Here is a 22366-nt window from a genome sequence, read left to right on the forward strand (position 1 = left end):
CGATCAGACGAGTCTGAGCCTCATCAATTCAGGGGCGCCGCCGAGGTCAAGCTGGCGAATGCGTCGCAAGAAGCCCACGCTGGTATGGTCGCCCCGTTTTTCAGCGCCTCTTTCGATCCTGACACACTACATGCCAACCCGGGTGAAAATGCAAAAGTGCTATTTTCGCTCATCGGCGATGATGGCAATCCGGTAGCCGATGAACGAAATGTGACGGTTGGCCCATAACAATTGTATGGATTGCGGACCGCAGGCTTCGCGCGGTACAGCGTTCGGGATGAACGAAGCGTGGGGCGTTGTATCCAGGGCGCTTGAAGGGTAGTGGCCACTTGGCCGCCAAAGTGCCATTTGAGTCGCCCCTGCCGCTGGTGGAAATGAGCCGACGTGTCTATCGTACGTTTTTTTACTCATCGCTTAGAGATCCACGATACCTATGGATACCTGACGAACGACGGCGCGAGCTTCGTATTTCGTCTTATCCGTGCGAGCTATTCGTAAATCCGGCGCCTCAGTTTTCATGCGATGTCTGATCGGACAGCATCGCGGAATGAAAAGATGAAGAGGAATCGACGCCGGGATGCAGATCGCCATTTCGCGCAGGGGAAACGCGCCGATCACATCAGTTTGGTACCACAGGCCCCCATTGATTGTGACCATGTCGATTCGACATATACCTTTTCCTGTCTGCACATACACACCGTCACTGAACCGAACCGGCAATCGTGGAGGCCAGCGAGTTTAAGTTAATCGCCTCGGAATCCGCAGTGACGCGGTGGACTGAAACATCGTGGGAGAGACAATGACGAAGGATATCGACACGGAAGCCGAATTTTTCGCCAGCGGCAAGCGTCTCGCGCGGCAAGCCGACCGGAAGTGTGCGTTGCTAGATGCTTTGTAGCACCTGTCCGGGCCCGACGCCGAAACGTTCCTGAACACGCCTCATCCCCTGCTCGGCAACCGGACGCCGCTCAAGGCAGCGACGACGCAGACCGCTGCGCAGAGGGTCGAGGACATCCTGTGGAGAATTGGTTTTGGCATTCCAGTCTGACAAGACGCAGAAGCCGGACCATTGGGCCACCAAACGCCGAACCAGGCCAACGAAGGAAATCAGGAATTGTCGCTGCGCCCGCATCATTCGATCAGGCATCGAAACGATGCATGTGAACAGGAAAGAGCGGATGAAAGCTGATTGCGTCGGGCGAACTGCCGCGAACAGATAATCTATTGGTTGGTTATGTAAGCAATCCTTGCCATGACACAACTTCATCGCCTTGCCTGCCGTATCGCGACACAATCGCGCAAGTCGCATTCTTCTTATTGCCCAGTTGCGACACGCGCACGCGCGCCGCGACCACTCGATGCCCACGCGACCGACATACCCGTGCCGAGCAGCGTCAGACAGACGACGGGCACAAGCATTGGCGCGCTCGTGTTGCCGGCCAGTTTTCCGATGTAGGGCATCAGGTTCTGCGCAAAGAAGCCGCCCAGGTTACCAATCGAATTGATTGCCGCGATACTCGCCGCCGCGCGGGCGCCCGTGAAGTAACGCGGAGGCAGTGACCAGAAACACGGATACAGCAGCGGGATGCACGCGCCGCCCAGGACGAGCGCAGCGAATCGCAGCGGCAGGCCCGGCAGCACGAGGCTCAGCGCGAAGCCGATGACGCCAACACTCGCCACCGCCGTCATTGCCTTGAGCACGACGCTTTCGTGCTTGAGCTTCGCCGGCAGCCAGAGCAGGAGTAGCGCGGAGAGCATCCAGGGAATCATGTTGAGCAACCCATTCATTGAATGCGAGACACCGCCACTCTTCAGAAGCGTCGGCATCCAGTAGGTCACGCCGTAGAGCGACGTCGACATCATCATGTAGCCGCATGCGAACATCAGCACGCGCTTGTCGACGAGCGCGCGCCACGGATGTTCAGAAACGGCTTCGGCTGGCGCCTCACGCTTGAGCGCAGCCACCATCAGGTTCTTTTCAGCGCCGGAAAGAAACGGCGCATGCTCGACCGATTCCGGCAGATAGCGCAACGCGATCAACGCGATGACGATAGCCGGTGTGCCCGTTGCCACGAACACCCACTGCCAGCCAGCCAGACCGAGGCTGCCATCGAGCGACAGCAGCAAACCGCCGGCGAGCGAGCCGAGCATATTGGCGAGCGCGCTGCCAAGCGTGAAGAAGCCCAGCATGCGCGTGCGATGGCTCTGCGGAAACCACAGCGTCAGATAAAAGATCACGCCAGGATAGAAGCCGGCTTCGGCAATGCCCAGTGCGAACCGCAACACGTAGAAGAGGCCCATCGAATGCGTGAAGGCCATTGCCACCGTGACGGCGCCCCACGTCACCATGATCCGCGCGAGCCACAGGCGCGCGCCGTAGCGATGCAACGCGAGCGTGCTTGGCACTTCGAATATCAGGTAGCCGATGAAGAAAAGCGAAGCTCCCAGGCCATATGACGCTTCGGACATCCCGAGCGCATGCACCATCTGCAGCTTGGCGAAGCCGACGTTCTGTCTGTCGATGAAGGCGATCAGGAACATCACGATGAGAAGCGGCATGAGCCGCCACGCAATTTTCTTCACGACAGCCTGCTCGGAGGGCGGGGTTGAATTCACAGAAGGTCTCCGGTTGAAATTCATATATATGTTTTGTTGACTTGCCAAGACAGGCAATGGGTATTAACCCGCTATCCGTTCTAATATGGGGAAAGCAAGGGTTAATACTAGGTCGATAGAAAGCTGACTCATGCAATCATATATATGAATATCGAAGGAGACGAAGATGCACGCCAGTGACCGGCTGCCGCGCTACCAGCGCCTGCGCGATGAAATGGTGGCGCTGATCGCGGCCCGCCACTGGCGGCCGGGTGAAGCCATTCCCACCGAGCAGGCGCTCGCCAAAAGCCATGACGTGGCTGTAGGCACGGTCCGCAAGGCGGTGGATCTGCTCGTCGCGGAGGGCTTGCTCGAGCGCTTCCAGGGCAGGGGGACGTTCGTTCGCCGCGCCACCTTCGACAGCTCGCTGTTCCGCTTCTTTCGTTTCCAGACGCGGCAGGGCGAGCGGCGCATTCCCGAGAGCCGCATCCTGCGCCGCGAGGTCGTCGATGCACCATCCGCCGTCGCTGCGACATTGCAGATATCGAATAACGCGCGGGTCATCCAGATGTCGCGTCTTCGTCTGATCGACGGCGTGCCGATGCTCGCCGAGGAGATATGGCTGCCGTACGTCCGCTTTGCGGCGTTCGCGCAACTTGAGCTGACGGAGATCGGCGACCTGCTCTATCCCGTGTACGAGGCGCACTGCAACCAGGTCGTGGCCTCTGCGACCGAAACACTGACCGTAGAAGCGATCGATCCGCTGCACGCCCGGCTCTTGCGCATCGAGCCGGGCACGCCCGCCGTGGTGATCGAGCGACTCGCGTACGGATACGACAGGCAACCACTCGAATGGCGGCGTTCGCGCGGTCCCGCCAGCGAGTTCATCTATCAGGCCGAGATCCGCTGACGCTCGCCCCTAATAACAAAATGCCGATCCTCACGAACGGATCGCGATCGCAGGAGACAGCAATGTTCAAGTGGTTTAGCGAAATATCCGGCAGTGAACGACGCACGTTCTGGGCGTGCTTCGGAGGATGGGCACTCGATTCACTCGATGTGCAGATGTTCAGTCTCGTGATTCCGGCCATCGTCGCGGAATGGTCGATCAGCCGCACGCAAGCGGGACTGGTGAGCGGAGCCACGCTGGTGGCGTCCGCGCTTGGCGGGTGGGTGGCGGGCATGTTGTCCGACCGGCTCGGACGCGTCAAAACGCTGCAATGGACGGTCGCGTTCTTCTCCGTGTTCACGTTTCTCTGTGCGTTCGCGCAGAACTATCCACAGTTTCTGATCCTGAAGACCTTGCAGGGCTTCGGTTTTGGCGGAGAGTGGGCGGCTGGCGCCGTGCTGATGGCCGAAACGATTCGCAACGAGCATCGCGGCAAGGCGATGGGCAGCGTACAGAGCGCATGGGCCGTCGGTTGGGGAGCGGCGGTGCTCCTCTATGCGCTGATGTTCTCGGTGCTACCCGGCGCGTTGGCGTGGCGCGCGATGTTCGCGATCGGCATCCTGCCGGCGCTACTGATCCTCTATGTTCGACGTGGCGTGCAGGAGCCAGCGCCGCTCGCGCGCGTAGCGCATCAACAGGATGCACGGACATCTGGACCGGGCGTCGGCATCTTTTCTCCGCAAGTGCTGCGCATGACGCTCATTGGCGCATTACTCGGTGTCGGCGCGCATGGCGGATACTACGCGCTGATGACCTGGCTTCCGACGTTTCTGAAGACCGAACGCCATCTGTCCGTGCTCGGCACGGGAGGCTATCTCGCCGTTGTGATCGTCGCATTCTTTTGCGGGTGTCTCGCGAGCGCCCAAATGCTCGACCGTATCGGGCGACGCAAGACCATCCTCCTGTTTGCCATCTGCTGCGTGCTGACTGTCGTCGCTTATCTGTTCCTGCCACTCGGCAACACTGCAATGCTGTTCTTCGGCTTTCCGCTCGGTTTCTTCGCAGCGGGGATTCCGGCGAGCATGGGCGCGCTGTTCACCGAGCTCTATCCGCGTGGCATCCGCGGCACCGGCGTCGGCTTTTGCTATAACTTCGGCCGCGTCGTGTCGGCAGGCTTTCCGGTGCTCGTGGGCCACATGTCGGCGAACATGTCGCTCGGAACGGCCATCGGCATCGATGCAGGGTTGGCTTACGCGATCGTGGTGCTGTCCGTACTGATGCTGCCGGAAACGCGCGGCCGCGCCCTCGGTGAAGTCGCGCCTGAAGCAGGGCATGCAGGCGGTCTGATGGAGGCGCACAGGCATTGAAGAAGACCGTTGTCACGAGGTCGCTGAAGGATGATAGAGGAACATCAATGATGGAGAAGCAGGGTCCGGACGCGAGTCAAACACTGGCGGTGCATCGTCCTTCCCTTATCGCGTCGATTGATGCGCATGCACATGTATTCGAGCGCGGCTTGTCGCTCGCCCGACAGCGCCGGTACGCACCCGACTACGATGCGCCGCTCGATACTTACCTGGCGCAACTGGATGAACACGGCGTGTCGCACGGTGTATTGGTGCAGCCCAGCTTTCTCGGCACCGATTGCAGTTATCTGCTCGACGCGTTACGTCGCGCGCCTGAACGGCTTCGCGGCGTCGCCGTCATCGAGCCGGACTGCGGACGTGACACGTTGACGGCGATGGCGCGTGCGGGAATCGTCGGTATCCGGCTGAATCTGATCGGGCATGCCGATTTGCCATTGCATCGCTGGGCGAGCGCGCAAACGCTCACGCATATCCGGGAACTTGGATGGCATGTCGAAGTGCACGCCGAAGCGGCACGTCTCGAGCGCATTGTCCGACCGCTTCTGGATGAAGGCATGAACGTCGTGGTCGATCATTTCGGCAGGCCTGACCCGACTCAAGGCATAGATGATCCGGGCTTTCGCCGTCTTCTCGAACTTGGGGACACACAGCGCGTGTGGGTGAAGGTATCGGCTGCCTATCGAAACTGGCAGAATCCGGGGCATGACCACGATCATGTGCACGGGGCGGTTAAGCTTCTGACGAAGGCATTCAGCGTGGACCGTCTGATGTGGGGCAGCGACTGGCCCCATACGCAATTCGAGACACAGGTGAATTTTGCGCGCACGCTCGACCTGCTGCATGCGATTCTTCCTGATCAAAACGAGCGCCGGGCGATAATCGCGGACACGCCCGCGAAGCTTTACATGTTTGATGTCATGTGAGTTTGTTGGGGTCTACGATGTGCTGGGCCGACGGATGATTCAACATGACCGCTCTGGACGGCGATCGCATCTGTTGGAAAAGATGGCCGCCCTGTCGTTTGTGGTCGACGAGATCCGGAAGGGCGCACGACCGGATTCGAAACAATAAAAAAACTGAGAGATAACAAATGGAGCAGCCATCCGAGGGACCAACTCCGGGGTATAGGGCAACTGTCGGCAAGCTACCATCGTTTCGCTGGACCAGGGACGTCGGGGTGTTAATGCTGGCACTCGCGGTGACGACAGTCGCGTGTCTTGCGAGCGGGATACTCAAGACCATGGCTGGCGAAATCGCGCCTATCTGGTTGACCAATGCAGTCCTGCTTGCACAAATGATGGTGGCGCCGCCGAGGCAGCGACATTGGGTGTTTGCCGGCGGTGTGCTCGGCAATCTCGCTGCCAATCTATTGTTTGGAGAAAGCCTGCGGGTGGCTTTCTCCTATTCGTCCGCCGATATCCTCGAGGTATTAGTGGCGTTTTTGTTTGCCCCAGGTATCTCGACCGTCGCCGAACTGATTCGTCCGAGGGCGCTCGTCCGATTTCTGACCGGTGGCGTCCTGGTCGCGCCCATCGCGTCCGGGCTGGTTGCGACGACCCTGCTGCGTGGTCAACTGACCGGGTACCAGCTACCGAATCTGGCCAACTGGTTCGTCTCAGATGCCCTGAGTCTCGCCATTTTCACGCCGGCGGCCGTAGTCGTGTGGACCGGGGAAGTGACCCATCTTCTGCGTGCCGACCGCCGCTGGAAAACAGCTTTTCTGCTGCTTCTGGTTTGTGTCGTCACGGCAGGCGTATTCGGGCAAAGCCGCTTCGAACTGCTGTACTGGGCGCTCCCGCCGATCGTGCTGCTCGCCTTTCTCGCCGACCTCGCCGGTGTACTGGTTGGTTTGCTGCTGTGCCTGACCATCGCGGTGTCGTTCACGATGCACGGGTCAGGACCGCTCTGGATGCTTCCCTATCAAAGCATGCAGGGCCGCATCTTCGCGCTGCAGCTTTTCCTTGTGGCCGCGCTTGGCATCGCGTTACCTATCAGCGCGACCCAGGCCCAACGGAACCGCCTCATCGCGCTACTTCGTGAGGGTGAGCGGCGATATCGAATTCTCGCGGAGAACGCGACCGATATCGTCATGAGCATGACCCTCGACGGCACGCTCACCTACGTTTCGCCGCGTGCGACTGCGGTGATAGGGATTGCCCCCGACGGCCTCATCGGGACGCGTTATCCGGACCTCGTTCTGTCCGACGACCGCCATGCACTGGCCATGGTCATTGAGAACCTGGGAACGGGCGCGACCGAGGCATACCAGGTCAGTCGCTTCCGGCGTCCGGATGGCCGTGTCCTGTGGATGGAAACGTACCTTCGCCCCGTCATTAACGCGTTTTCCGGCAAACCGGAGGCGCTCACGGCCACAGCGCATGACATAACGGAGCGCAAAGTGGCGGAGCAACGCCTCGCAGATGAGCGAGTAGAACTGCACGGACTCGCCTTCCGCGACGGCCTGACAGGTCTGTTCAACCGTCGGCACTTCGACCGCGAACTGGCATTCCAATGGAGAAAGGAGGCCCGGACCGACCAGCGCGGTTTCGTGGCGGTTGTGATGGCCGATGTCGACGCCTACAAAAGCTACAACGATCACTACGGCCACCGGGCTGGCGATGAGTGTCTGCGCGCGATTGCGCAGACTATCGCCTCTTCGGCCAGACGTCCCTCAGACGTAGTGGCCCGCTACGGGGGCGAAGAATTCGGATTGATTCTGAAGGAAACCGACCAGCAGGGCGCGCTGGTAGTCGCCGAGCGCATCCGGCAGGGTGTTGAAAATCTGCGGATTCCCCACGCGGCAAGCGGCACTGGCATTGTCACCGTCAGCCTTGGCGTTGCGGTGCAACGAGCAGCCGATGGCGGCGATGGAAGCGGTCTGGTGGAGGCGGCTGACCGGGCGCTTTATACCGCCAAACGGCGCGGGCGGAACCAGACCTGCGTGGCGCACCCCGATGGCGTTGACGGTGCCTATGGCTAGTCTCAACGCCGCGTGAATTGTCGGCCCGCGATTTTTGATCGAAGGCGCAGCGCATGCACGCACACACTGCGCCCGAGCGCATCATCACAAGCGCGGCACCGCCGCCATGGCGATCCTGAAGTTGCCGCGCGTATCGTCAACGGCCTGATCGCGCGCTTCATAACGTTGCTGGACGACGCCGTTCTTGCCGAAGCCGGGGATCATCGGCGAGCACGACGAGTTCGGCCTCTTTCGCAGCGCTAACCAGCGAAGTGCTTTTTGCTCCATATTGCGCGGCCACTTTTTCCGCGCCTTCAAGCTTGCGGCCGGTGACTTCGACCTTGTGACCGGGAGCGGTCAACTGCTTGACCATTGCCGTGCCGACATTCCCATACCCGACCACCGTGATTTGCACTTCGCTTCTCCTTGTTGAGTTTCCGTGGAGAAGAATTTACGTGAGGTGTCCGGTACGATCAATGCCGGGGATGTTGACAGTGTGTTGACGTCGAAGCAGGTCGCATTACCCCTTGTGGATCATGTGCGCTTTCGATGCCGGACAGGAAGTAGCGGCGCGCGGTGGCCTTGTCACGCCGGGCGCTTGCGACGGCGAAATGCCTTTTCAAACAGCGGCAGCAACCTGTTCAGGGCGATCCGCATCAGGTCCGTTGCAGAACGACAACTGCACATGCGGGCAGGACCACGTTCAATGCGTCGCCCGTTGAGCGCAATTGGGCTGTGCCATTGCTGACATTCTGGCCGCCGTACTCGATCGCGTCACTGTTGAATACCTCGCGCCAAGAGGTATTGCGAAGACGATCCCCGGTTAGCCAATAGCCAGATTCATACGGCGCGTTGCCGAGTGAACCGATCACCAGAAACTCGCCGGCGTCGTCCCAGCGGTGAAACGCGATGATGCGATTGATGTCATGGATGACCGAGACCTCGATGCTTCTCGAACGGAACGCGCCGTGCTTGACGCTGAGCCCAACGAGCGCGGTGTAAAAGGCGAAAAGCCGTGTGCCGGAGCCCGCCGCGAGGCCGGCGATGTCTTCCCTGTTGTCGAGGAAGTCGTTATAGCGATAGGGCTTCGCCGCGCCCACTTCCTCTCCCATGAAGAACATCGGCGTTCCCGCGGACAGCAGCGTCATGGCCGCCGCGAAGCGGACGCGCGCCTCGGCCCACACCCGTGTGGCGCCGATCAGAGGCGCACCATTGACTGCCGTCACGATCGTGCGGGCTGAGCCGTCCCGATTGCCGACGTCGTCATGGGATTCGTTGTACACGACTTTGGCGGTCCCGCTCGCCCCGAGCGCGCCGGCAAATGATGTCATTGAAAGAGGGCGATCGTCTCCGTATCCGGCCATTTTCACTAGCTGTGCCTGTGGGCCGTCCTTGAATTCCACCAGATTATGGTGAAAATCGGCGAACCAGGTCGCGTCGAATCCAAGGCCGTTACCTGCGAGGCTAGGCTCGGTCAATGCGGACCAGCCGGAGTAATCCTCGGCGCAAAGAAACAGGTTTGGCTTGATGAGCCGCATGGTTCGGGTCCACTGTTTCAGAAACTTGACGCCGAAGGCTGCGGCGCGGCCAGCGGGTTGTCCGTTTGCGTGCAGAGTAGGGTACTGGTGGATCGAACTGGTTTGATCGAGCCGGAATCCGTCGACGTGGCAGACTGAAACCAGAAACGCCGCGCTTGAAATGAAGAGTTGCCGAACCGCCTCCACATCGAAGCGCGGCGCCCAGCCTGACGACAGGTTATCGATGTAGCCGCCGCTCGGATTCGCGTAGTCGGCTGGATTGCCCTCGTACCAGTAGTAGATGTTTCGCGTGGGATCGTTTGAATCGTAGGCCCACTCGGCCCGCTCGGCGTCCGCATCCAGATGGTTGTAGCAGACGTCGAGAATGACCGCGATGCCCTGGCGATGGCAGGCCTTGACGAATTTCTTGATGCGGTCCGTGCCGCCTGCGGCCTGATCTATCGCGAAGAAATGGGATGTCCCGTAGCCCCAGTTGGCTTCCTTGTCGAACTCGGCGATGGGAAGCAGTTCGACTGCGTTAACGCCCACGCTGACAAGATGGTCCACGAACGCGGCGGCGTCATCAAGCGTGCCCGGCCCTGCATGAGCGAAACCTAATGCGCCTACATGCAACTCGTAAATCACAAGATCTTCGATACGGTTAGGCAATGGCCGGGTTTCATCGAACTCGTCGGCCCAGAAGCGGCCAGCCTCCACTTCACCAGCAGGACCGCTGGTAACCCTGGACGGATCACACACCACAGAGCAGCTCTTGGGGCCGTCGAGCGCTTGCGGCGGTCCCGCATAGTGCGCGCCTTGCGGGTCGAAATCGCCTGCGCCGATCTGCATGAGCGACCAGATATCGCTGCGAAACGCGTTGGTCCCGTCGTCCTTTACGATCTCAAACATGTATGGCCGGCCGACGAGTGCTTCGAATGACTGGAGAGAGGGCGAGGTAACTGATCCGACACGCCAAATTCCGCCGTCCTCTTTTTCCATCGCTATGGTATTAAGCGCACCGGTGCCGTCGTCGGATACGTACCCGGTTTTGGGATCGGCGAGCACCAGGGATACGTTACGGGCGTTGGGTGCCCATGCCGAGAAAACTATACCGTCGGCGGTATCCGCACGCTGTTGCCGTTGGACACCGAGCAGGTCGCACCACGTGAGGCGGTAGATTTGCGTTGACTGCCTGACGTCCAGCGCGAACGAAAGTACCCGGTCGGTGCAGCTCTCGTCGTCGACTTCGGCAGCGATCGCCCACACATCATCGCCGGCTGGTCCGTCAGCTTTGGCTCCCCAGCGGAACGTCGATCCCACCGATTCAGGCGCGAACTCGACCGTGGCTTGCCAGTACTTCGCGCCTGCGGCCGCCTGCACTTCGACCATGTTCGTGCAGGTCCAGTTAGCCGACGGCACGCCATGCTGATCCCAGCTTCCCCATAAGCGGACGGCGCTGAACCTGATGTCGGCGCGTCCCGGGTGATACTCGAAGGTTACGGTCTGCGTCCTCATCTCAATGCCTGCCTGACGGGCCAACAGAACACACGCCGATCTGATTTGCGGGTCGCTAGTCTTTATTGCGCAACCGCTTGAACAGGGCATCGCCGCGTACCCGAGCACCTTCGAAAACATCCTCGCGCTCGACGAAAAAGTTGAAATAGCCAGCCGGGGTAGGCGGTTCGATCTCGTGCAGTTCGACGATTTTGAACTTTGAATTCGTGATGAAGCCGTCACGAATGAGTTGGTTAATCCGCTTCATCGCATCGACTTCCGCTTTGTAGCCTACTGAGAACCACATTTCACATTGCCAGTCCTGCACATCGAACCAGCTGCGTGGCAGTCGTGCGTTCAGCCATCCGTCGGCAAGCGGGCGCACAACGATCACGCAGCGGAAATTGTGGAGCTCCGAAACAATGCACGATCGGTGATAAGCGCCGTCCATCTGGCCGCCCGGCAAGCCGCCAAAACCGTAGAGCGAGAGCCAGAGAGCGGACTTGACGGCTTGCGCCGTGACAGGAAGGATAGGGGAGTCGAATTTTCCTTCGGGCGCGTATCGTATGTCAGTAGGATGAGGTTTCGGCGGAATTGGAATGGCACTGTGCGGGTCCATGCGCTTACGCGCCGCGTCGTTTCCATAGAGCACACCGTTGCCTGAGATGGGATCGTATGCGTTGAACACCACGCCCGTGCCGCTCGAGTTGAAGATTTCCACCACATGCTCGATCACTTTGTCGGGCCTTGCAGGTATGTACTGTTGGGCAGGCAGCAGGCGATCGGCGAAGATGTCGACGATGCTTTCACTGAACGACGGAGGAGTCAGAAGTCTCTGGAACGCATCGCTATAGGCGGTTTTGAAAACTCCGGGATAACCAAACAGCGCGATTTGCAGTTGCGCATAGGGATTGTCTGCAATGCCCGGAGTGATCAAGCCGTCGCGGAGATCCTTCTCGCCGCTCAGGTAATTGGCAAGAACGAGTATCTGACCGCTGGTGGCAGTGACGAGGTCGGGGCGGAAATCATTGTCGACGGCGGCTTGCAGAAATCCGGCACCGTGCGCGTTGAACCCGCCGAGACCGGCTAGAGCGAACGCTGTGTCATTGGTCATGCGAACTCCTACGAGCAAACAGCACGCGCGAGTCTTCGAACCGCGGAGTAGCGCCGAGGCGTTGGTATTGGGAGCGGGGCAAATAACAAGTGCTATGCCACGTGGGCGATCAATTGGGATGATAGTCCGTCGTATGAGTCGGCAAAGGGCGCTGTATGGATGCTCTGCGGACATAACCAAAGCGAATTGCGCCAGCTATTCCACGCCCGTTTGATCGAAGCTTGCTGGACTTCGTCAGCTACGCGCCGCCAACGGAGCATAAAGCCTATGTCTCGCTCGATACGGGCAAGGTCTATTGGACTTCTGATCTGCTGATGTACGAGGTCTGCCAAGGTAGCCACGTCGGATCGCGAGCAATGGTCATGCAGCAGAAGACGCAACGACCGGGTGCCATTTTTTGCCCGCCTACCGAATTTGCACCACAACCCTCGGATGAAGACCAGGCCGCCACAGGCCACCGGGACTAACTGACGAACGGCAGCTTCTCATTGCGCGCGGTTGCGAGCATCGACAGCGTGATCTTGCGCACTTCCAGCTTGCTTTGCGTGATGTGGGCGCGCAACAGGATGCCTGCTTCGCCGAACTTGCCGCGATCGATGAGGTTGAGCATCTTCGAATGCTCGTCATAGGTCGCGCTCGTGCGATGCGCCTTGAGAAAATCCAGCCGCCGCACGATGCGGATGCGCTCAGTCACCTCGTTATGCACGCGCAGCATTTCATTGTTGCCGGCGGCACTTACGAGACCGCGATGAAAGCCCTCGTCCAGCGCGAACATCGTGGCCGGATTGCTTTCGCGGTCGCCCTCGTCGACGCACCATATGGCCCGCAGCTCGTTCATGACGTCGTGGGGAGCGCCGGAGAGCCGCTCGATCGCCGCCAGCTCGAGTACGATGCGCAGGTCATAGAGCTGGTCGAGCCGATTGAAGTCGATCTCGCAAACTTTCCAGCCACGCCGGAATCCCACCTCGAGATACCCTTCGCGCAGCAGACGGAACAGCGCGTCGCGCATAGGTGTGCGAGATACGCCGTAGTGCTGGGCAATGTCGTTTTCGGAAAAGCGGTCGCCAGGAAACAGTCGAAAGTTGAAGATGTCCTGCTTGATCAGCAGATACACCTGTTCTGCAAGCGGGTTCGCGCTATAGGCCACCTTCGTGCCAGATGCTGCTGAGGTATCGGCGTCCACTTCGGGCAAGTCGTCCATGAGTTGACTGTAGAAAACGTCGAGAGTTTTGCGGCGCATCGTTGCCATGTCGGGCGACGAAGGCCGGTTCCTTATTATCGGCCCTTAGACGGGCTCGATGAGGCTTACGTGAGCAGCGACGATCGCCCAGCCGCCAAACGCATCGTTGGGTTCGCGCAGGCGCGCCCAGGTCTGCATCTGGCGGCCCGTCAAAGGTGTTGCGTCGCTCGTGAACTCGGTGCTCACCGTTGCGTAGTCGGCGCCGAACGTCGTCACCACGGTGCGATGCAACCGCCGCGAGCGTGGTACCGGTGCGCACGTCTCCCGCCAGCGGCGGACGGCCTCGCCACCATGCTGGATCTCGGCAATGCCGTAGCGTACGGTCTCGGGCGCATCCCAGAAGAGTGCATTCATCGTATCGACGTCGTTGTCGATCAGCGCGCACTCATATGCCTCGAAAGCCGCTTCCACCTGCGCAACGACCTCGGGACGGTTCAGTTCCAGCGCCATCAGGCTGCCTCCAGCAGGGCGTCGAGCGGAGCGGTCCAGCCGACGATGCCGCCCTGCGAATGAATCATCGCAATCGTGGCGTCGCGAAACGCGGGAATGTAGCTCGCCGTTGCATCCTCGATCAGCAGGCACTCGTAGCCTCGATCGTTTGCTTCGCGCATGGAGGTCTGTACGCAGACCTCGGTCGTCACGCCCGCGAACACGAGGTGCGTAATGCCTCGCATCGACAGCTCCTCGCCGAGCCGGGTCGCGTAGAAAGCGCCTTTGCCGGGCTTGTCGATGACGAGTTCGCCGTCGAGTGGCTGCAGCGTATCGACAATGGCGTTGCCGGGCTCGCCGCGAATCAGGATCCGGCCCATTGGTCCTTCGTCGCCAATGCGCGCATTCGGCTTGCCGCGCAGCCGTTTGGCCGGCGGGCAGTCGCTAAGGTCAGGAGCGTGCGATTCGCGCGTATGCACGAGCTGCCATCCCGCCGAGCGCGCATGCGCGATCAGCCGCGCGACCGTCGGCACGATGCCTGAAAGCAGCGAAACGTCGTTGCCCAGCGCTTCGCCAAAGCCACCGGGCTCGATGAAGTCGCGTTGCATGTCGATGACGATGAGCGCCGTATGGCGCGCATCGAAAGTGAACGGAGCGGGTTTCGCCCGCGCGACGGTAGTCATCGCTTTCGTTTCCCCTTTGTCTTGTCGTTCAGGCGTCGCTCAGGCGCTCGCGTGCAGCACTGCGGGCTCGGCCGTCTGTGGGCTGCCCTCATCGCCATGACCCGCCATGTGACGCCCAAGCACCACGCGGTCGGCCTCGCTTGCAGCGGTCTCGTAGACGAGACGTCCTCCGGCCATCACGACGATACAGTCGGCGAGTTCCATCAGCTCGTCGAGGTCTTCGCTCACGAGCAGGACAGCTGCACCGGCATCTCGTGCAGCGAGAATGCGGGCATGAATGTCCGCGACAGAGGCAAAGTCGAGTCCGAACACGGGATTCGCGACGATCAGGACGTTGACGTCCTGACCAAGCTCGCGCGCCAGTACGGCGCGCTGCACGTTGCCACCAGAAAGCGTGCCGATGGCGCGCTCGGGCAGCGGTGGCCGCACATTGAACTCCGCGATCAAGCGCTCGGCGCGCGAGCGCATCGCGCGACGGTCGAGCCACCATCCACCGCGCCGCAGCGGCGCGCGGTCGAAATCCCGCGACGCCATGTTCTCGGCCACGCTCATGCCTGCAACGCACGCGTTGCGCAGCGGCTCTTCGGGTAGCGCGAACACCCGCATGCGGGTCATCTCTTCACGTGTCGCGGCATACGGCGCGCCCTCTACGCTCATCCCACCCGACTGAACCTTGCGCTGGCCAACCAGCGCTTCGATCAGTTCCTTCTGGCCGTTGCCCGAGATGCCCGCGAGCCCGAGTATCTCTCCTGCACACACGCTTAACGTTGCCTCACGCACGGCGGCGTGGCCGCGGTCGTCGACGACCGAGAGCTTCGACAGCGCGAGCCGTACCGGCGCATCCGGCGAGCGCTGCCGGCGCGCAAGCCGTATCTCGCCGGCGTCTTCGGCGGCGCCCTCACGCGTTTCGACGCTCGCGTCGTCGCCCATCATCCACGCGGCCAGCCGGTCACGGTCGGTATCGGCAACGGCACAGGTGCCGACGAATCGCCCTTTGCGCAGCACGGTCACGCTGTCGGCATAGGCCATCACCTCGCGGAACTTGTGCGTGATCATCAATACCGTGAGGTCTCCGCGTGAGGCCAGCGCACGCATCAAGCCAAGCACTTCGTCGGCTTCCTGAGGGGTGAGCACGGATGTCGGCTCGTCGAGGATCAGGAAGCGTTGTTCCAGGTACAGTTGCTTGAGGATTTCGAGTTTTTGTTTTTCTCCCGCCGCGAGCGATGACACCGGTGCGTCGAGTTCAAGTCGAAACGGCATGCGGCGCATGAACGCGTCGAGCGCCGCGCGCTCGGCCGGCCAGTCGATCTTCCATGGCAGCTTGCCGCGCGCGAGAAGCAGGTTCTCCTCGACGCTAAGCCCCGCCGCGAGCGTGAAATGCTGGTAGACCATGCCGATGCCGAGCGCCTGGGCATCGCGCGGGGACGTAATGTGCACTTCGCGCCCGTCGGCCCGAATCGCGCCCTGATCGAGCACGCCGTAGCCGACGAGACCCTTCACGAGCGTACTCTTGCCCGCGCCGTTTTCCCCGAGCAGGGCGTGGACGGTTCCTGGCGCCACCTTGAGCGTGACGTCGTCGAGTGCGCGGAACGCACCGAATGATTTGCTCGCGCCGATCACCTCGACACCGAGCGCGCGCGTCGCGGTGGCCATGGTCATTGCTCCAGCGCGGCGATGAGCGCCGCCGAATTCGATACCGTACCGAACACGCCGCCCTGCATCAGGACCATGTTGAGCGCGGCGTCGTGGTTGCCCTTGTCGGTCGCGCCGCAGCAATCCGCCAGTAAGGTGCATTCGAAGCCACGGTCATTCGCTTCGCGCATCGTCGTGTGAACGCAGACATCGGTCGTGATGCCCGTGAGCACGAGATTGGCAATGCCGCGCGTGCGCAGGATCAGTTCGAGGTCCGTCGCGCAGAATGAGCCCTTGCCGGGCTTGTCGATGATGATCTCGCCGGGCAGCGGCGCGAGTTCGTCGATGATTTCCCAGCCCGGCTCGCCGCGCACGAGAATGCGTCCGCACGGTCCGACGTCACCGATACCCACGCCGTTCGTGCCCGCCTGGCGGCTGCGCCAGCGCTTGTTCGCGGGCAGGTCGGACAGATCCGGGCGATGCCCTTCGCGCGTGTGGATGATCGTGAAGCCGAGTTCACGCATCGGTGCGAGGACCCGCTTGATCGGCTCGATCGGTGCGCGGGTGAGCGAGAGGTCGTAGCCCATCTTGTCGACATAGCCGCCGTAGCCGCAGAAGTCGGTCTGCATGTCAATGATGACGAGCGCCGTGTTGTCCGGGCGCAGGTTGCCGTCGTAAGGCCAGGGATAGGGACGGGCTTCGATGTAGCGGGTCATGTTGATTCTCCGTAGGCGCGCTGTGTGAGTATCGGGCGATGCCGAGGTCGATCGGTCAGATGGCGCTTGCACTCACCGCGTCAGGCTCAGCTCGCCAGGTGCGCCCGCCAGCGTTCGATCGGGGCGGCAGTTGACGATCATGAGGGAGAGCGTCAGCACGTATGGGGCGGCGTTGAAGAGGTAGTAGCCGCTGGTCACGCCGATCGCCTGCAGGGCTGGGCCGAGTGCCCCGGCGGCGCCGAACAGCAGAGCGGCCCAGAGACAGCGCAGCGGCTGCCATCGTGCGAAGATCACGAGCGCGACGGCCATGAGACCCTGGCCGCTCGAGAGTCCTTCGTTCCAGCTTCCGGGATAGACAAGCGAGAGATAGGCGCCGCCCACTCCCGCGAAGAGGCCGCCCACCGCCGTCGCGATGACGCGCACGCGCGTGACGGGATAGCCCATCGCCCGGGCGCTCTCGGCGTTCTCGCCCACGAGCCGCAGCGTCATGCCCCAGCGCATCGAGCGCAGACCCCACTGCAGGGCGACGGCAAGCACGACGCCAATCACGAAGAGCAGGTTGATGTGCAGCGCGTTGTGCACCTGCGGCGAGGCGGCCCACGCGCCGAGATCGATCGACGGAAGCATGGGCGCCTGCGGTTCGATGAACGGCTTGCCGAGATAAAACGCAAGGCCGGTGCCAAACAGCATGAGTGCGATGCCGAACGCGATATCGGAGACACGCGGCAGCGAGCAGACGAGTCCATGCAGGCACCCGAGCACAAGACCGGCCGCTGCCGCCGTGAGCACGCCAAGCCACGGCGACCCGAACAGATACGAGCCTGCGTATCCGCACATGGCACCGGAGACGAGAATCCCCTCGAGGCCGAGATTCACGCGGCCGCCCTTTTCGGTGAGGCATTCGCCGAGGCTCACGAACAGGTAGGGCGTACTCACGCGGATGGCTCCCGCGAAGAGCGAAAGCAGCAGCACGGCCACGGGCGAATGAAGGTCAGACATGGTGAGTACGCTCCAGCGAAACAGAAGAGGCGTCGAGCGCGGCGGTCTGCAGCCTCACGCGCCAGGCGGCGAGGCGAGGAGCCAGTGCCTCCCAGGCCAGAAGGTTCGCGAAAAGCAGGCCCTGCAGCACGAGCGTGGCGGCGTCGGGCAGGTCGAGGCGTCGTTGCAGCAGGCTGCCGCTCGCCTCGATGCCGCCCACCATCAGCGCGCACACGATCACGGCGAACGGATTCTGCCGCGCCGCGAACGCGACCAGGATGCCCGCGTAGCCGTAGCCCGAGAGCAGCGATGCATTCGCGCTGCCCTGTACAGCCGCCACTTCGAACATCCCGGCGAGTCCCGCCGATGCTCCGCCCAGCGCGCAGGCGGCGAGCGCAAGTTTGCCCACCGGCAGGCCGACGAGGCGCGCCGCACGCACGTTGCCGCCCGTCACCCGCATGGCAAAGCCGAGCGTGCTATGGCGTACGAGCACCCACGCGGCGAGACACGCGAGCACGCCCCAGAAGAGCCCCCAGTGGACGTCGAGACCCGGCAGCGCACCGATGGTCATGGCGTCGGGAACGGGTAGCGTCGACGGCTTGTTGAGGCTTGCGGGATCGCGCAGCGGTCCTTCGACAAGAAACTTGAAAACGGCGATGGCGATGTACGACATCAGCAGGCTGCTGATGGTCTCGTTCACGCCACGCCATTGCCGCATCGCGCCCACTGCAGTGATCCACAGTCCTCCGGCGAGCATGCCGGCTATTGCCATCAGAGGCGTGGCAATGAACCAGGGCGTGGCGTGCGGCAGGCACTGAGGCGCGACAGCCGCGGCAAGGCCACCCAGCGCAAGTGCGCCTTCGCCGCCAATCACGATCAGACCGACCTGAGCGGGCAGCGCGACGCACAGTGCCGTGAGCATGAGCGGCGCGGCGCGCAGCAAGGTGTTCTGCCACGCGAACGACGAGCCGAAAGCGCCCTGGCTAATGAGGCCAAGGGCTTCGACGGCCGGCTGTCCCTGGACGAGCAGGAACGCGCCGAAGAGGACCAGCGTGGCTGCGACCGCGCAGAGCGTCGGCAAGGCGGGCAACACGGCAAGCAGCAGGCGCGCGAGGCCTGCGGGCAATCTTCGCGACTGCCCTTGAGCGGGAGAAAGGGAAGCGGACATCACGACTCCTCGCGAGGACGCAAACGACCCTCAGATCTGGCCGACCACACCGGCAACCAGGTAATTCATGCTTTCGAGCGCGATATCGGTCTGCGCGTAACTCGTGCCGGACGCAATGGCGCTGCCGCCCTTGTTGTCCTTCATCGGCCCCTTGAAGATTACGTAGTCGCCCGCGACCATCTTCGCCTTCACGGCGTCGGCGTTGGTGCGGGCATCCGGCGTCACCTTCGCGCCATACGGCGACATCTTCACGAAGCCTTCGCGCAGGCCGCCACGCAGAATGTTCGGTTGCGGCTTGGTCGTCTGCGCATTGGTGACGAGGAGCTTGTAGGGCGTTGCCCAGTCCCATTCGGCGCCGGTCAGATAGCCCTTCGGCGCCAGCGCCGCCTGGCTTGCGTGGTAACCGCAGCTCATCGCGCCGCGCTTTTCCGCCGTCTCGATCACGACTTTCGGACCATCCACGTGGCACGTGAGCACGTCGCAACCCTGATCGACGAGACTGTTCGCGGCTTCCGCTTCCTTCACCGGCATGGACCAGTCGCCTGTGAAAATCACGTGCGTAGTGATCGACGGATCGACCGACTGCGCGCCCAGCGTGAACGAGTTGATGTTGCGCAGCACCTGCGGAATCGGCTTGGCCGCGACGAAGCCGAGCTTCTTCGTTTTGCTCGCATGGCCCGCCGCGACACCGTTCAGGTACTGGCATTCGTCGATGTACCCAAAGTAGCTCGAGATGTTGGCAGGATTGCCGCTCTTCCAGAGGCCGCCGCAGTGCGCGAAGTGGACCTTCGGATATTTCGCGGCCATCTTCAGCACATGCGGATCGAAGTAGCCAAACGAGGTCGCGAAGATGAGCGTCGCGCCGTCCTGCTCGATCATTGCTTCCATCGTCTTTTGCGCGGCGACGGTCTCGGGGACGTTCTCTTCCTCGACGACCTTCACGTTCGGCAGCTTCTTGATGACGGCAGCCGCCTGCGCCTGGGCCTGGTTGTAGCCGTAGTCGCCGCGCGAGCCGACGTAGATAACACCGACCGTAAGTCGTTCTGCGCCGAAGGCGAGGCCGAACGGGAAAGCGCTGCCCAGGGCGAGGGCGCCTGCCCCCTTGAGAAAATCGCGACGCTTGGTCATGGTTGGACTCCTCGTGAATTCGATTCGTTAAATTCAAGGTTGCATAGCGGTTCAGGCTTGTGCTTCGGCCTCGGCGGCGAGCCATGCGCGCCAGCCGCCGAACCCGGTAATGTCACGCGCGCCGCTGCCCGGGCCGACCGCCGAGGGCTCGCAGATAAAGCCTTTGACCACGAGTCCATCGGCTGTCTGCACGCTGCCGATGCCGAGCGGTGCGGGCACCCGGGCAACAAAAGCGCCAAAGCTGCGCAGCGGCACTTCCCACAACTCAATCTCGATGGGCTGGCCGGCCTCGTGTGGCGTGCGCACCAGCGCCGGCTTGGCCGGTGACGTGCCGGCGAGCGCATAAAGGCGGTACTGCGCGGATGTGGTGGTGGTTTCGACGAAACGCGCACCCGCTTCGAGCAGTTGCCAGCAAAGGGGCTGCCCTCGCAGATGCGCACCGACGACGGCGAGCGTCACAGTTGGCTCCTCGAACGGCAGTGGTCTGTCGGCGATGGCGGCGTCGTCGGCCGCGGCGTGCGCCATGAAGAGCGCCTGGATTTGCGCGCCGAGTACGGCGAGCCGCTGGTCGGCGCCCGCCGGTGCGATCAGCGTTACCCCTGCCGGCAGGCCATCGGCCCGGCGCACGCCTGGCACGGCCAGCGCGCACAGATCAAGCAGATTCACGAAGTTGGTGTAGACACCAAGCTGGCTGTTGGTGCGGATCGGGTCCGCGCGCACTTCGTCGAAAGTCGGATGCGTGGGGGTGGTCGGTACGATCAGTACATCGATTGCCTCGAACAGCGCTTCGACCTCGCGGCGCAGTGCGACGAGGGCGTACTGGCCTTTGAACGCATCGGCGGCACTGTAGCTGTCCGCCTTCGCAATGACCTCCGCGACAACCGGATCGATATCGGCGCGATGGGTTTCGAAGAAGGCCCCGAGCGCTGCCCGCCGTTCAGCCACCCAGGGGCCGTCGTACAGGAGAGCCGCGGTTCGCTGCATGGGTTCGAACGGCACGCGCACCGGCGTCATCGTCAGGCGCGTTGCGATCGTGTCGAGCGTGGAGGCGAACGCCTGTTGCGCGTGCGCATCCCCGAAGAAGGTCAACGGCTCTGGCACAGCGAGACGCGGCACCGTATGGGTAACCCCGAGTGACGGCACGCGGCGCGCATAGCCATCCTCCCCGTCGTACTTCGCCATCTGCAATAGGACTTCCCAGGCGTCACCAACATCGTGCGCGAAGATCGATACGCAATCGAGGCTTCGGCACGCCGGTACCACGCCACGATTGCTCACGAGGCCTGGCGTTGGCTTCAAACCAACGAGTTCGTTGAAGCCGGCAGGAACACGTCCGGAGCCTGCCGTATCCGTGCCGAGTGCAAACGCGACGAGCCCGGCCGCGACCGCGACCGCCGAACCCGAACTCGATCCGCCAGAAATGTGCAGATCGGATTCGATCTGGCGCACGGCGCCATATGGTGACCGCGTGCCAACCAGGCCTGTCGCGAACTGGTCGAGATTCGTCTTGCCGATCAGGATGGCGCCCGCATCGAGCAGTCGATTGACTACGAACGCCGAGGTGCGGGGTGTGTATGCGAAGGCGTCGCAGGCCGCGGTGGTCGGCATGCCGGCGACATCAATATTGTCCTTCACTGCGAACGGTACGCCGAAAAGCGGCATCCGCTCGAAGACGGCAGCCCCCAGTTGCGCGTGCGCTGCTTCGAGCGCGGCAGCGCGGCTGGCTAGATCTGCCGCACTCACGCGCGATAACCAGACTTCCGGACGACTGGAGGCCTCAGTCCGGGCGATCAACGTCTCGACAACCTGGCGTGGTGTCGTGCTGTTGCTTGCATAGGAGTCGAGCAGAGCGCGGACTCGGAAGCGGGCATCCTGAGACATGAGTTCAATCTTGGATACAAGTTGGAACTCAAGTGAGCAGCAACTGTGCCAGTGGTCGAGTTGTTGCCGGAGATCCTTGCCGGGCAAGGCCTTTCGAGTGGCGTGAACGCCGGCTAGGGGTTGCGTCTTAATCCAGCTTTGATCCCTGATGGGTCGCAAATGTGCCCGCGCTGGTGCACGCCTCCCGCACATCGTGCAGGATCTTGCAAAGAGCCTTCAAGAGCCGCGGAGTGCTTCGCAACGCGCTATCCCAGGCAGCGGACCCTTCCGAGGTATGGCGCGACCTAACGCGAGTTTCGGGCAAATCACACCGTACCAGCCCCGGCAGCGATACGTCTCATATCCTGGCGGCGCGGCGAACGAGATGATCGGTTCGTCCGTTTCCCGATGAAAGCCGGTCTGCCTGCCGTCGACCTGCAGGGATAGTGCGGGCGGGCAACGAGGGTGCGGGGGTCGAACGCGATTTCATGAGCGTGAGTTTTGCTCATAGAACAATGCATTAAGATAAGAAAACTTATCGTAATGGCGATATCAGGCATCGCGTTTTCCCGGAAAACCTGAACCGGTCCGGTGCCC

Annotated in this window: 20 protein-coding genes and 1 pseudogene; 7 read left to right on the forward strand and 14 right to left on the reverse strand. The window is 62.0% G+C overall.

What is annotated here, in order from left to right; translation table 11 throughout:
- Window positions 1-84: 84 nt before the first annotated feature.
- Window positions 85-228: a hypothetical protein gene (locus L0U81_RS33905; RefSeq protein WP_442793470.1), complete on the forward strand. Its 144-nt coding sequence runs from the start codon at window positions 85-87 to the stop codon at window positions 226-228.
- A 186-nt stretch (window positions 229-414) separates the two neighbouring features.
- On the opposite strand, the gene L0U81_RS30825 is transcribed toward L0U81_RS33905, so the two are convergent.
- Window positions 415-657 (reverse strand): hypothetical protein, encoded by a 243-nt coding sequence (locus tag L0U81_RS30825; RefSeq protein ID WP_233809521.1) that lies wholly within the window; start codon window positions 655-657, stop codon window positions 415-417.
- A gap of 407 nt (window positions 658-1064) precedes the next feature.
- Between L0U81_RS30825 and L0U81_RS30830 the strand changes: the two are divergent.
- Window positions 1065-1220 (forward strand): annotated as a pseudogene (locus L0U81_RS30830) (IS6 family transposase); the annotation flags it as partial.
- Between the two features lie 94 nt (window positions 1221-1314).
- Here L0U81_RS30830 and L0U81_RS30835 read toward each other — a convergent pair.
- The gene (locus L0U81_RS30835; protein ID WP_233809523.1) at window positions 1315-2640 is read right to left on the reverse strand and encodes an MFS transporter; all 1326 of its coding nucleotides are present in this window, start codon (window positions 2638-2640) and stop codon (window positions 1315-1317) included.
- Between the two features lie 142 nt (window positions 2641-2782).
- Here L0U81_RS30835 and L0U81_RS30840 point away from each other — a divergent pair, with 142 nt between their 5' ends.
- The 4 genes from L0U81_RS30840 (at window position 2783) to L0U81_RS30855 (ending at window position 7831) form a co-directional block, all read left to right on the forward strand.
- Window positions 2783-3505, forward strand: coding sequence for a GntR family transcriptional regulator (locus tag L0U81_RS30840; protein ID WP_233809525.1), 723 nt, complete (start codon window positions 2783-2785; stop codon window positions 3503-3505).
- Window positions 3506-3567: 62 nt separating this feature from the next.
- Window positions 3568-4851, forward strand: coding sequence for an MFS transporter (locus L0U81_RS30845; RefSeq protein WP_233809527.1), 1284 nt, complete (start codon window positions 3568-3570; stop codon window positions 4849-4851).
- Window positions 4852-4898: 47 nt separating this feature from the next.
- A complete protein-coding gene (locus L0U81_RS30850) occupies window positions 4899-5774 on the forward strand; it encodes an amidohydrolase family protein (RefSeq protein ID WP_233810081.1) in 876 nt (291 codons plus the stop codon).
- Window positions 5775-6034: 260 nt separating this feature from the next.
- Window positions 6035-7831, forward strand: a complete 1797-nt coding sequence (locus L0U81_RS30855; RefSeq protein WP_233809529.1) for a bifunctional diguanylate cyclase/phosphodiesterase — start codon at window positions 6035-6037, stop codon at window positions 7829-7831.
- 157 nt (window positions 7832-7988) lie between these two features.
- On the opposite strand, the gene L0U81_RS30860 is transcribed toward L0U81_RS30855, so the two are convergent.
- From L0U81_RS30860 to L0U81_RS30870, 3 genes are all read right to left on the reverse strand, one after another.
- Window positions 7989-8225 carry an NAD(P)-binding domain-containing protein gene (locus L0U81_RS30860; RefSeq protein ID WP_233809531.1) on the reverse strand — a complete coding sequence of 79 codons (237 nt, stop codon included), beginning with the start codon at window positions 8223-8225 and terminating at the stop codon, window positions 7989-7991.
- Between the two features lie 241 nt (window positions 8226-8466).
- Window positions 8467-10842: an alpha-amylase family glycosyl hydrolase gene (locus L0U81_RS30865; protein WP_233809533.1), complete on the reverse strand. Its 2376-nt coding sequence runs from the start codon at window positions 10840-10842 to the stop codon at window positions 8467-8469.
- 55 nt (window positions 10843-10897) lie between these two features.
- Entirely contained in the window at window positions 10898-11935 is a 1038-nt protein-coding gene (locus L0U81_RS30870; RefSeq protein WP_233809535.1) for a hypothetical protein, read from the reverse strand.
- Window positions 11936-12156: 221 nt separating this feature from the next.
- Between L0U81_RS30870 and L0U81_RS30875 the strand changes: the two genes are divergently transcribed.
- Window positions 12157-12402: a hypothetical protein gene (locus L0U81_RS30875; protein WP_233809537.1), complete on the forward strand. Its 246-nt coding sequence runs from the start codon at window positions 12157-12159 to the stop codon at window positions 12400-12402.
- Here L0U81_RS30875 and L0U81_RS30880 read toward each other — a convergent pair.
- The 9 genes from L0U81_RS30880 to atzF all read right to left on the reverse strand — a co-directional run bounded on the left by L0U81_RS30880 (window position 12399) and on the right by atzF (window position 21790).
- The gene (locus L0U81_RS30880) at window positions 12399-13136 is read right to left on the reverse strand and encodes a GntR family transcriptional regulator (RefSeq protein WP_233810083.1); all 738 of its coding nucleotides are present in this window, start codon (window positions 13134-13136) and stop codon (window positions 12399-12401) included. The two genes, L0U81_RS30875 and L0U81_RS30880, sit on opposite strands and share 4 nt — an antisense overlap.
- Window positions 13137-13220: 84 nt before the next feature.
- Entirely contained in the window at window positions 13221-13625 is a 405-nt protein-coding gene (gene hpxZ / locus L0U81_RS30885) for an oxalurate catabolism protein HpxZ (protein WP_233809539.1), read from the reverse strand.
- Complete coding sequence (locus tag L0U81_RS30890) at window positions 13625-14287, reverse strand: cysteine hydrolase family protein (RefSeq protein ID WP_233809541.1); 663 nt, start codon at window positions 14285-14287, stop codon at window positions 13625-13627. The genes hpxZ and L0U81_RS30890 overlap by 1 nt, the downstream gene beginning before the upstream one ends.
- Before the next feature lie 39 nt (window positions 14288-14326).
- On the reverse strand, window positions 14327-15940 hold the full coding sequence (locus tag L0U81_RS30895; RefSeq protein WP_233809543.1) for an ABC transporter ATP-binding protein: 1614 nt from the start codon (window positions 15938-15940) through the stop codon (window positions 14327-14329).
- Window positions 15941-15942: 2 nt separating this feature from the next.
- Entirely contained in the window at window positions 15943-16635 is a 693-nt protein-coding gene (biuH, locus tag L0U81_RS30900; protein ID WP_233809545.1) for a biuret amidohydrolase, read from the reverse strand.
- 72 nt (window positions 16636-16707) lie between these two features.
- Window positions 16708-17634: an ABC transporter permease gene (locus L0U81_RS30905; protein WP_233809547.1), complete on the reverse strand. Its 927-nt coding sequence runs from the start codon at window positions 17632-17634 to the stop codon at window positions 16708-16710.
- The gene (locus tag L0U81_RS30910; RefSeq protein ID WP_233809549.1) at window positions 17627-18781 is read right to left on the reverse strand and encodes an ABC transporter permease; all 1155 of its coding nucleotides are present in this window, start codon (window positions 18779-18781) and stop codon (window positions 17627-17629) included. The genes L0U81_RS30905 and L0U81_RS30910 overlap by 8 nt, the downstream gene beginning before the upstream one ends.
- A gap of 30 nt (window positions 18782-18811) precedes the next feature.
- On the reverse strand, window positions 18812-19909 hold the full coding sequence (locus tag L0U81_RS30915; RefSeq protein ID WP_233809551.1) for a BMP family ABC transporter substrate-binding protein: 1098 nt from the start codon (window positions 19907-19909) through the stop codon (window positions 18812-18814).
- Between the two features lie 51 nt (window positions 19910-19960).
- Window positions 19961-21790: an allophanate hydrolase gene (gene atzF, locus L0U81_RS30920; protein ID WP_233810085.1), complete on the reverse strand. Its 1830-nt coding sequence runs from the start codon at window positions 21788-21790 to the stop codon at window positions 19961-19963.
- Between the last annotated feature and the right edge of the window lie 576 nt (window positions 21791-22366).

Source organism: Paraburkholderia sp. HP33-1, from assembly GCF_021390595.1.
Lineage (GTDB): Bacteria > Pseudomonadota > Gammaproteobacteria > Burkholderiales > Burkholderiaceae > Paraburkholderia.

What these genes read in the sequence shown, in the direction of transcription:
- L0U81_RS30870 (WP_233809535.1), bottom strand. Translation starts at nt 11,935, where the DNA reads ATGACCAATGACACAGCGTTCGCTCTAGCCGGTCTCGGCGGGTTCAAC.
- L0U81_RS30825 (WP_233809521.1), bottom strand. Translation starts at nt 657, where the DNA reads ATGGTCACAATCAATGGGGGCCTGTGGTACCAAACTGATGTGATCGGC.
- L0U81_RS30890 (WP_233809541.1), bottom strand. Translation starts at nt 14,287, where the DNA reads ATGACTACCGTCGCGCGGGCGAAACCCGCTCCGTTCACTTTCGATGCG.
- atzF (WP_233810085.1), bottom strand. Translation starts at nt 21,790, where the DNA reads ATGTCTCAGGATGCCCGCTTCCGAGTCCGCGCTCTGCTCGACTCCTAT.
- L0U81_RS30880 (WP_233810083.1), bottom strand. Translation starts at nt 13,136, where the DNA reads ATGGACGACTTGCCCGAAGTGGACGCCGATACCTCAGCAGCATCTGGC.
- L0U81_RS30905 (WP_233809547.1), bottom strand. Translation starts at nt 17,634, where the DNA reads ATGTCTGACCTTCATTCGCCCGTGGCCGTGCTGCTGCTTTCGCTCTTC.
- L0U81_RS30910 (WP_233809549.1), bottom strand. Translation starts at nt 18,781, where the DNA reads ATGTCCGCTTCCCTTTCTCCCGCTCAAGGGCAGTCGCGAAGATTGCCC.
- biuH (WP_233809545.1), bottom strand. Translation starts at nt 16,635, where the DNA reads ATGACCCGCTACATCGAAGCCCGTCCCTATCCCTGGCCTTACGACGGC.
- L0U81_RS30865 (WP_233809533.1), bottom strand. Translation starts at nt 10,842, where the DNA reads ATGAGGACGCAGACCGTAACCTTCGAGTATCACCCGGGACGCGCCGAC.
- L0U81_RS33905 (WP_442793470.1), top strand. Translation starts at nt 85, where the DNA reads ATGGTCGCCCCGTTTTTCAGCGCCTCTTTCGATCCTGACACACTACAT.
- L0U81_RS30840 (WP_233809525.1), top strand. Translation starts at nt 2,783, where the DNA reads ATGCACGCCAGTGACCGGCTGCCGCGCTACCAGCGCCTGCGCGATGAA.
- L0U81_RS30850 (WP_233810081.1), top strand. Translation starts at nt 4,899, where the DNA reads ATGATGGAGAAGCAGGGTCCGGACGCGAGTCAAACACTGGCGGTGCAT.
- L0U81_RS30835 (WP_233809523.1), bottom strand. Translation starts at nt 2,640, where the DNA reads ATGAATTTCAACCGGAGACCTTCTGTGAATTCAACCCCGCCCTCCGAG.
- hpxZ (WP_233809539.1), bottom strand. Translation starts at nt 13,625, where the DNA reads ATGGCGCTGGAACTGAACCGTCCCGAGGTCGTTGCGCAGGTGGAAGCG.
- L0U81_RS30855 (WP_233809529.1), top strand. Translation starts at nt 6,035, where the DNA reads ATGCTGGCACTCGCGGTGACGACAGTCGCGTGTCTTGCGAGCGGGATA.
- L0U81_RS30895 (WP_233809543.1), bottom strand. Translation starts at nt 15,940, where the DNA reads ATGGCCACCGCGACGCGCGCGCTCGGTGTCGAGGTGATCGGCGCGAGC.
- L0U81_RS30915 (WP_233809551.1), bottom strand. Translation starts at nt 19,909, where the DNA reads ATGACCAAGCGTCGCGATTTTCTCAAGGGGGCAGGCGCCCTCGCCCTG.
- L0U81_RS30845 (WP_233809527.1), top strand. Translation starts at nt 3,568, where the DNA reads ATGTTCAAGTGGTTTAGCGAAATATCCGGCAGTGAACGACGCACGTTC.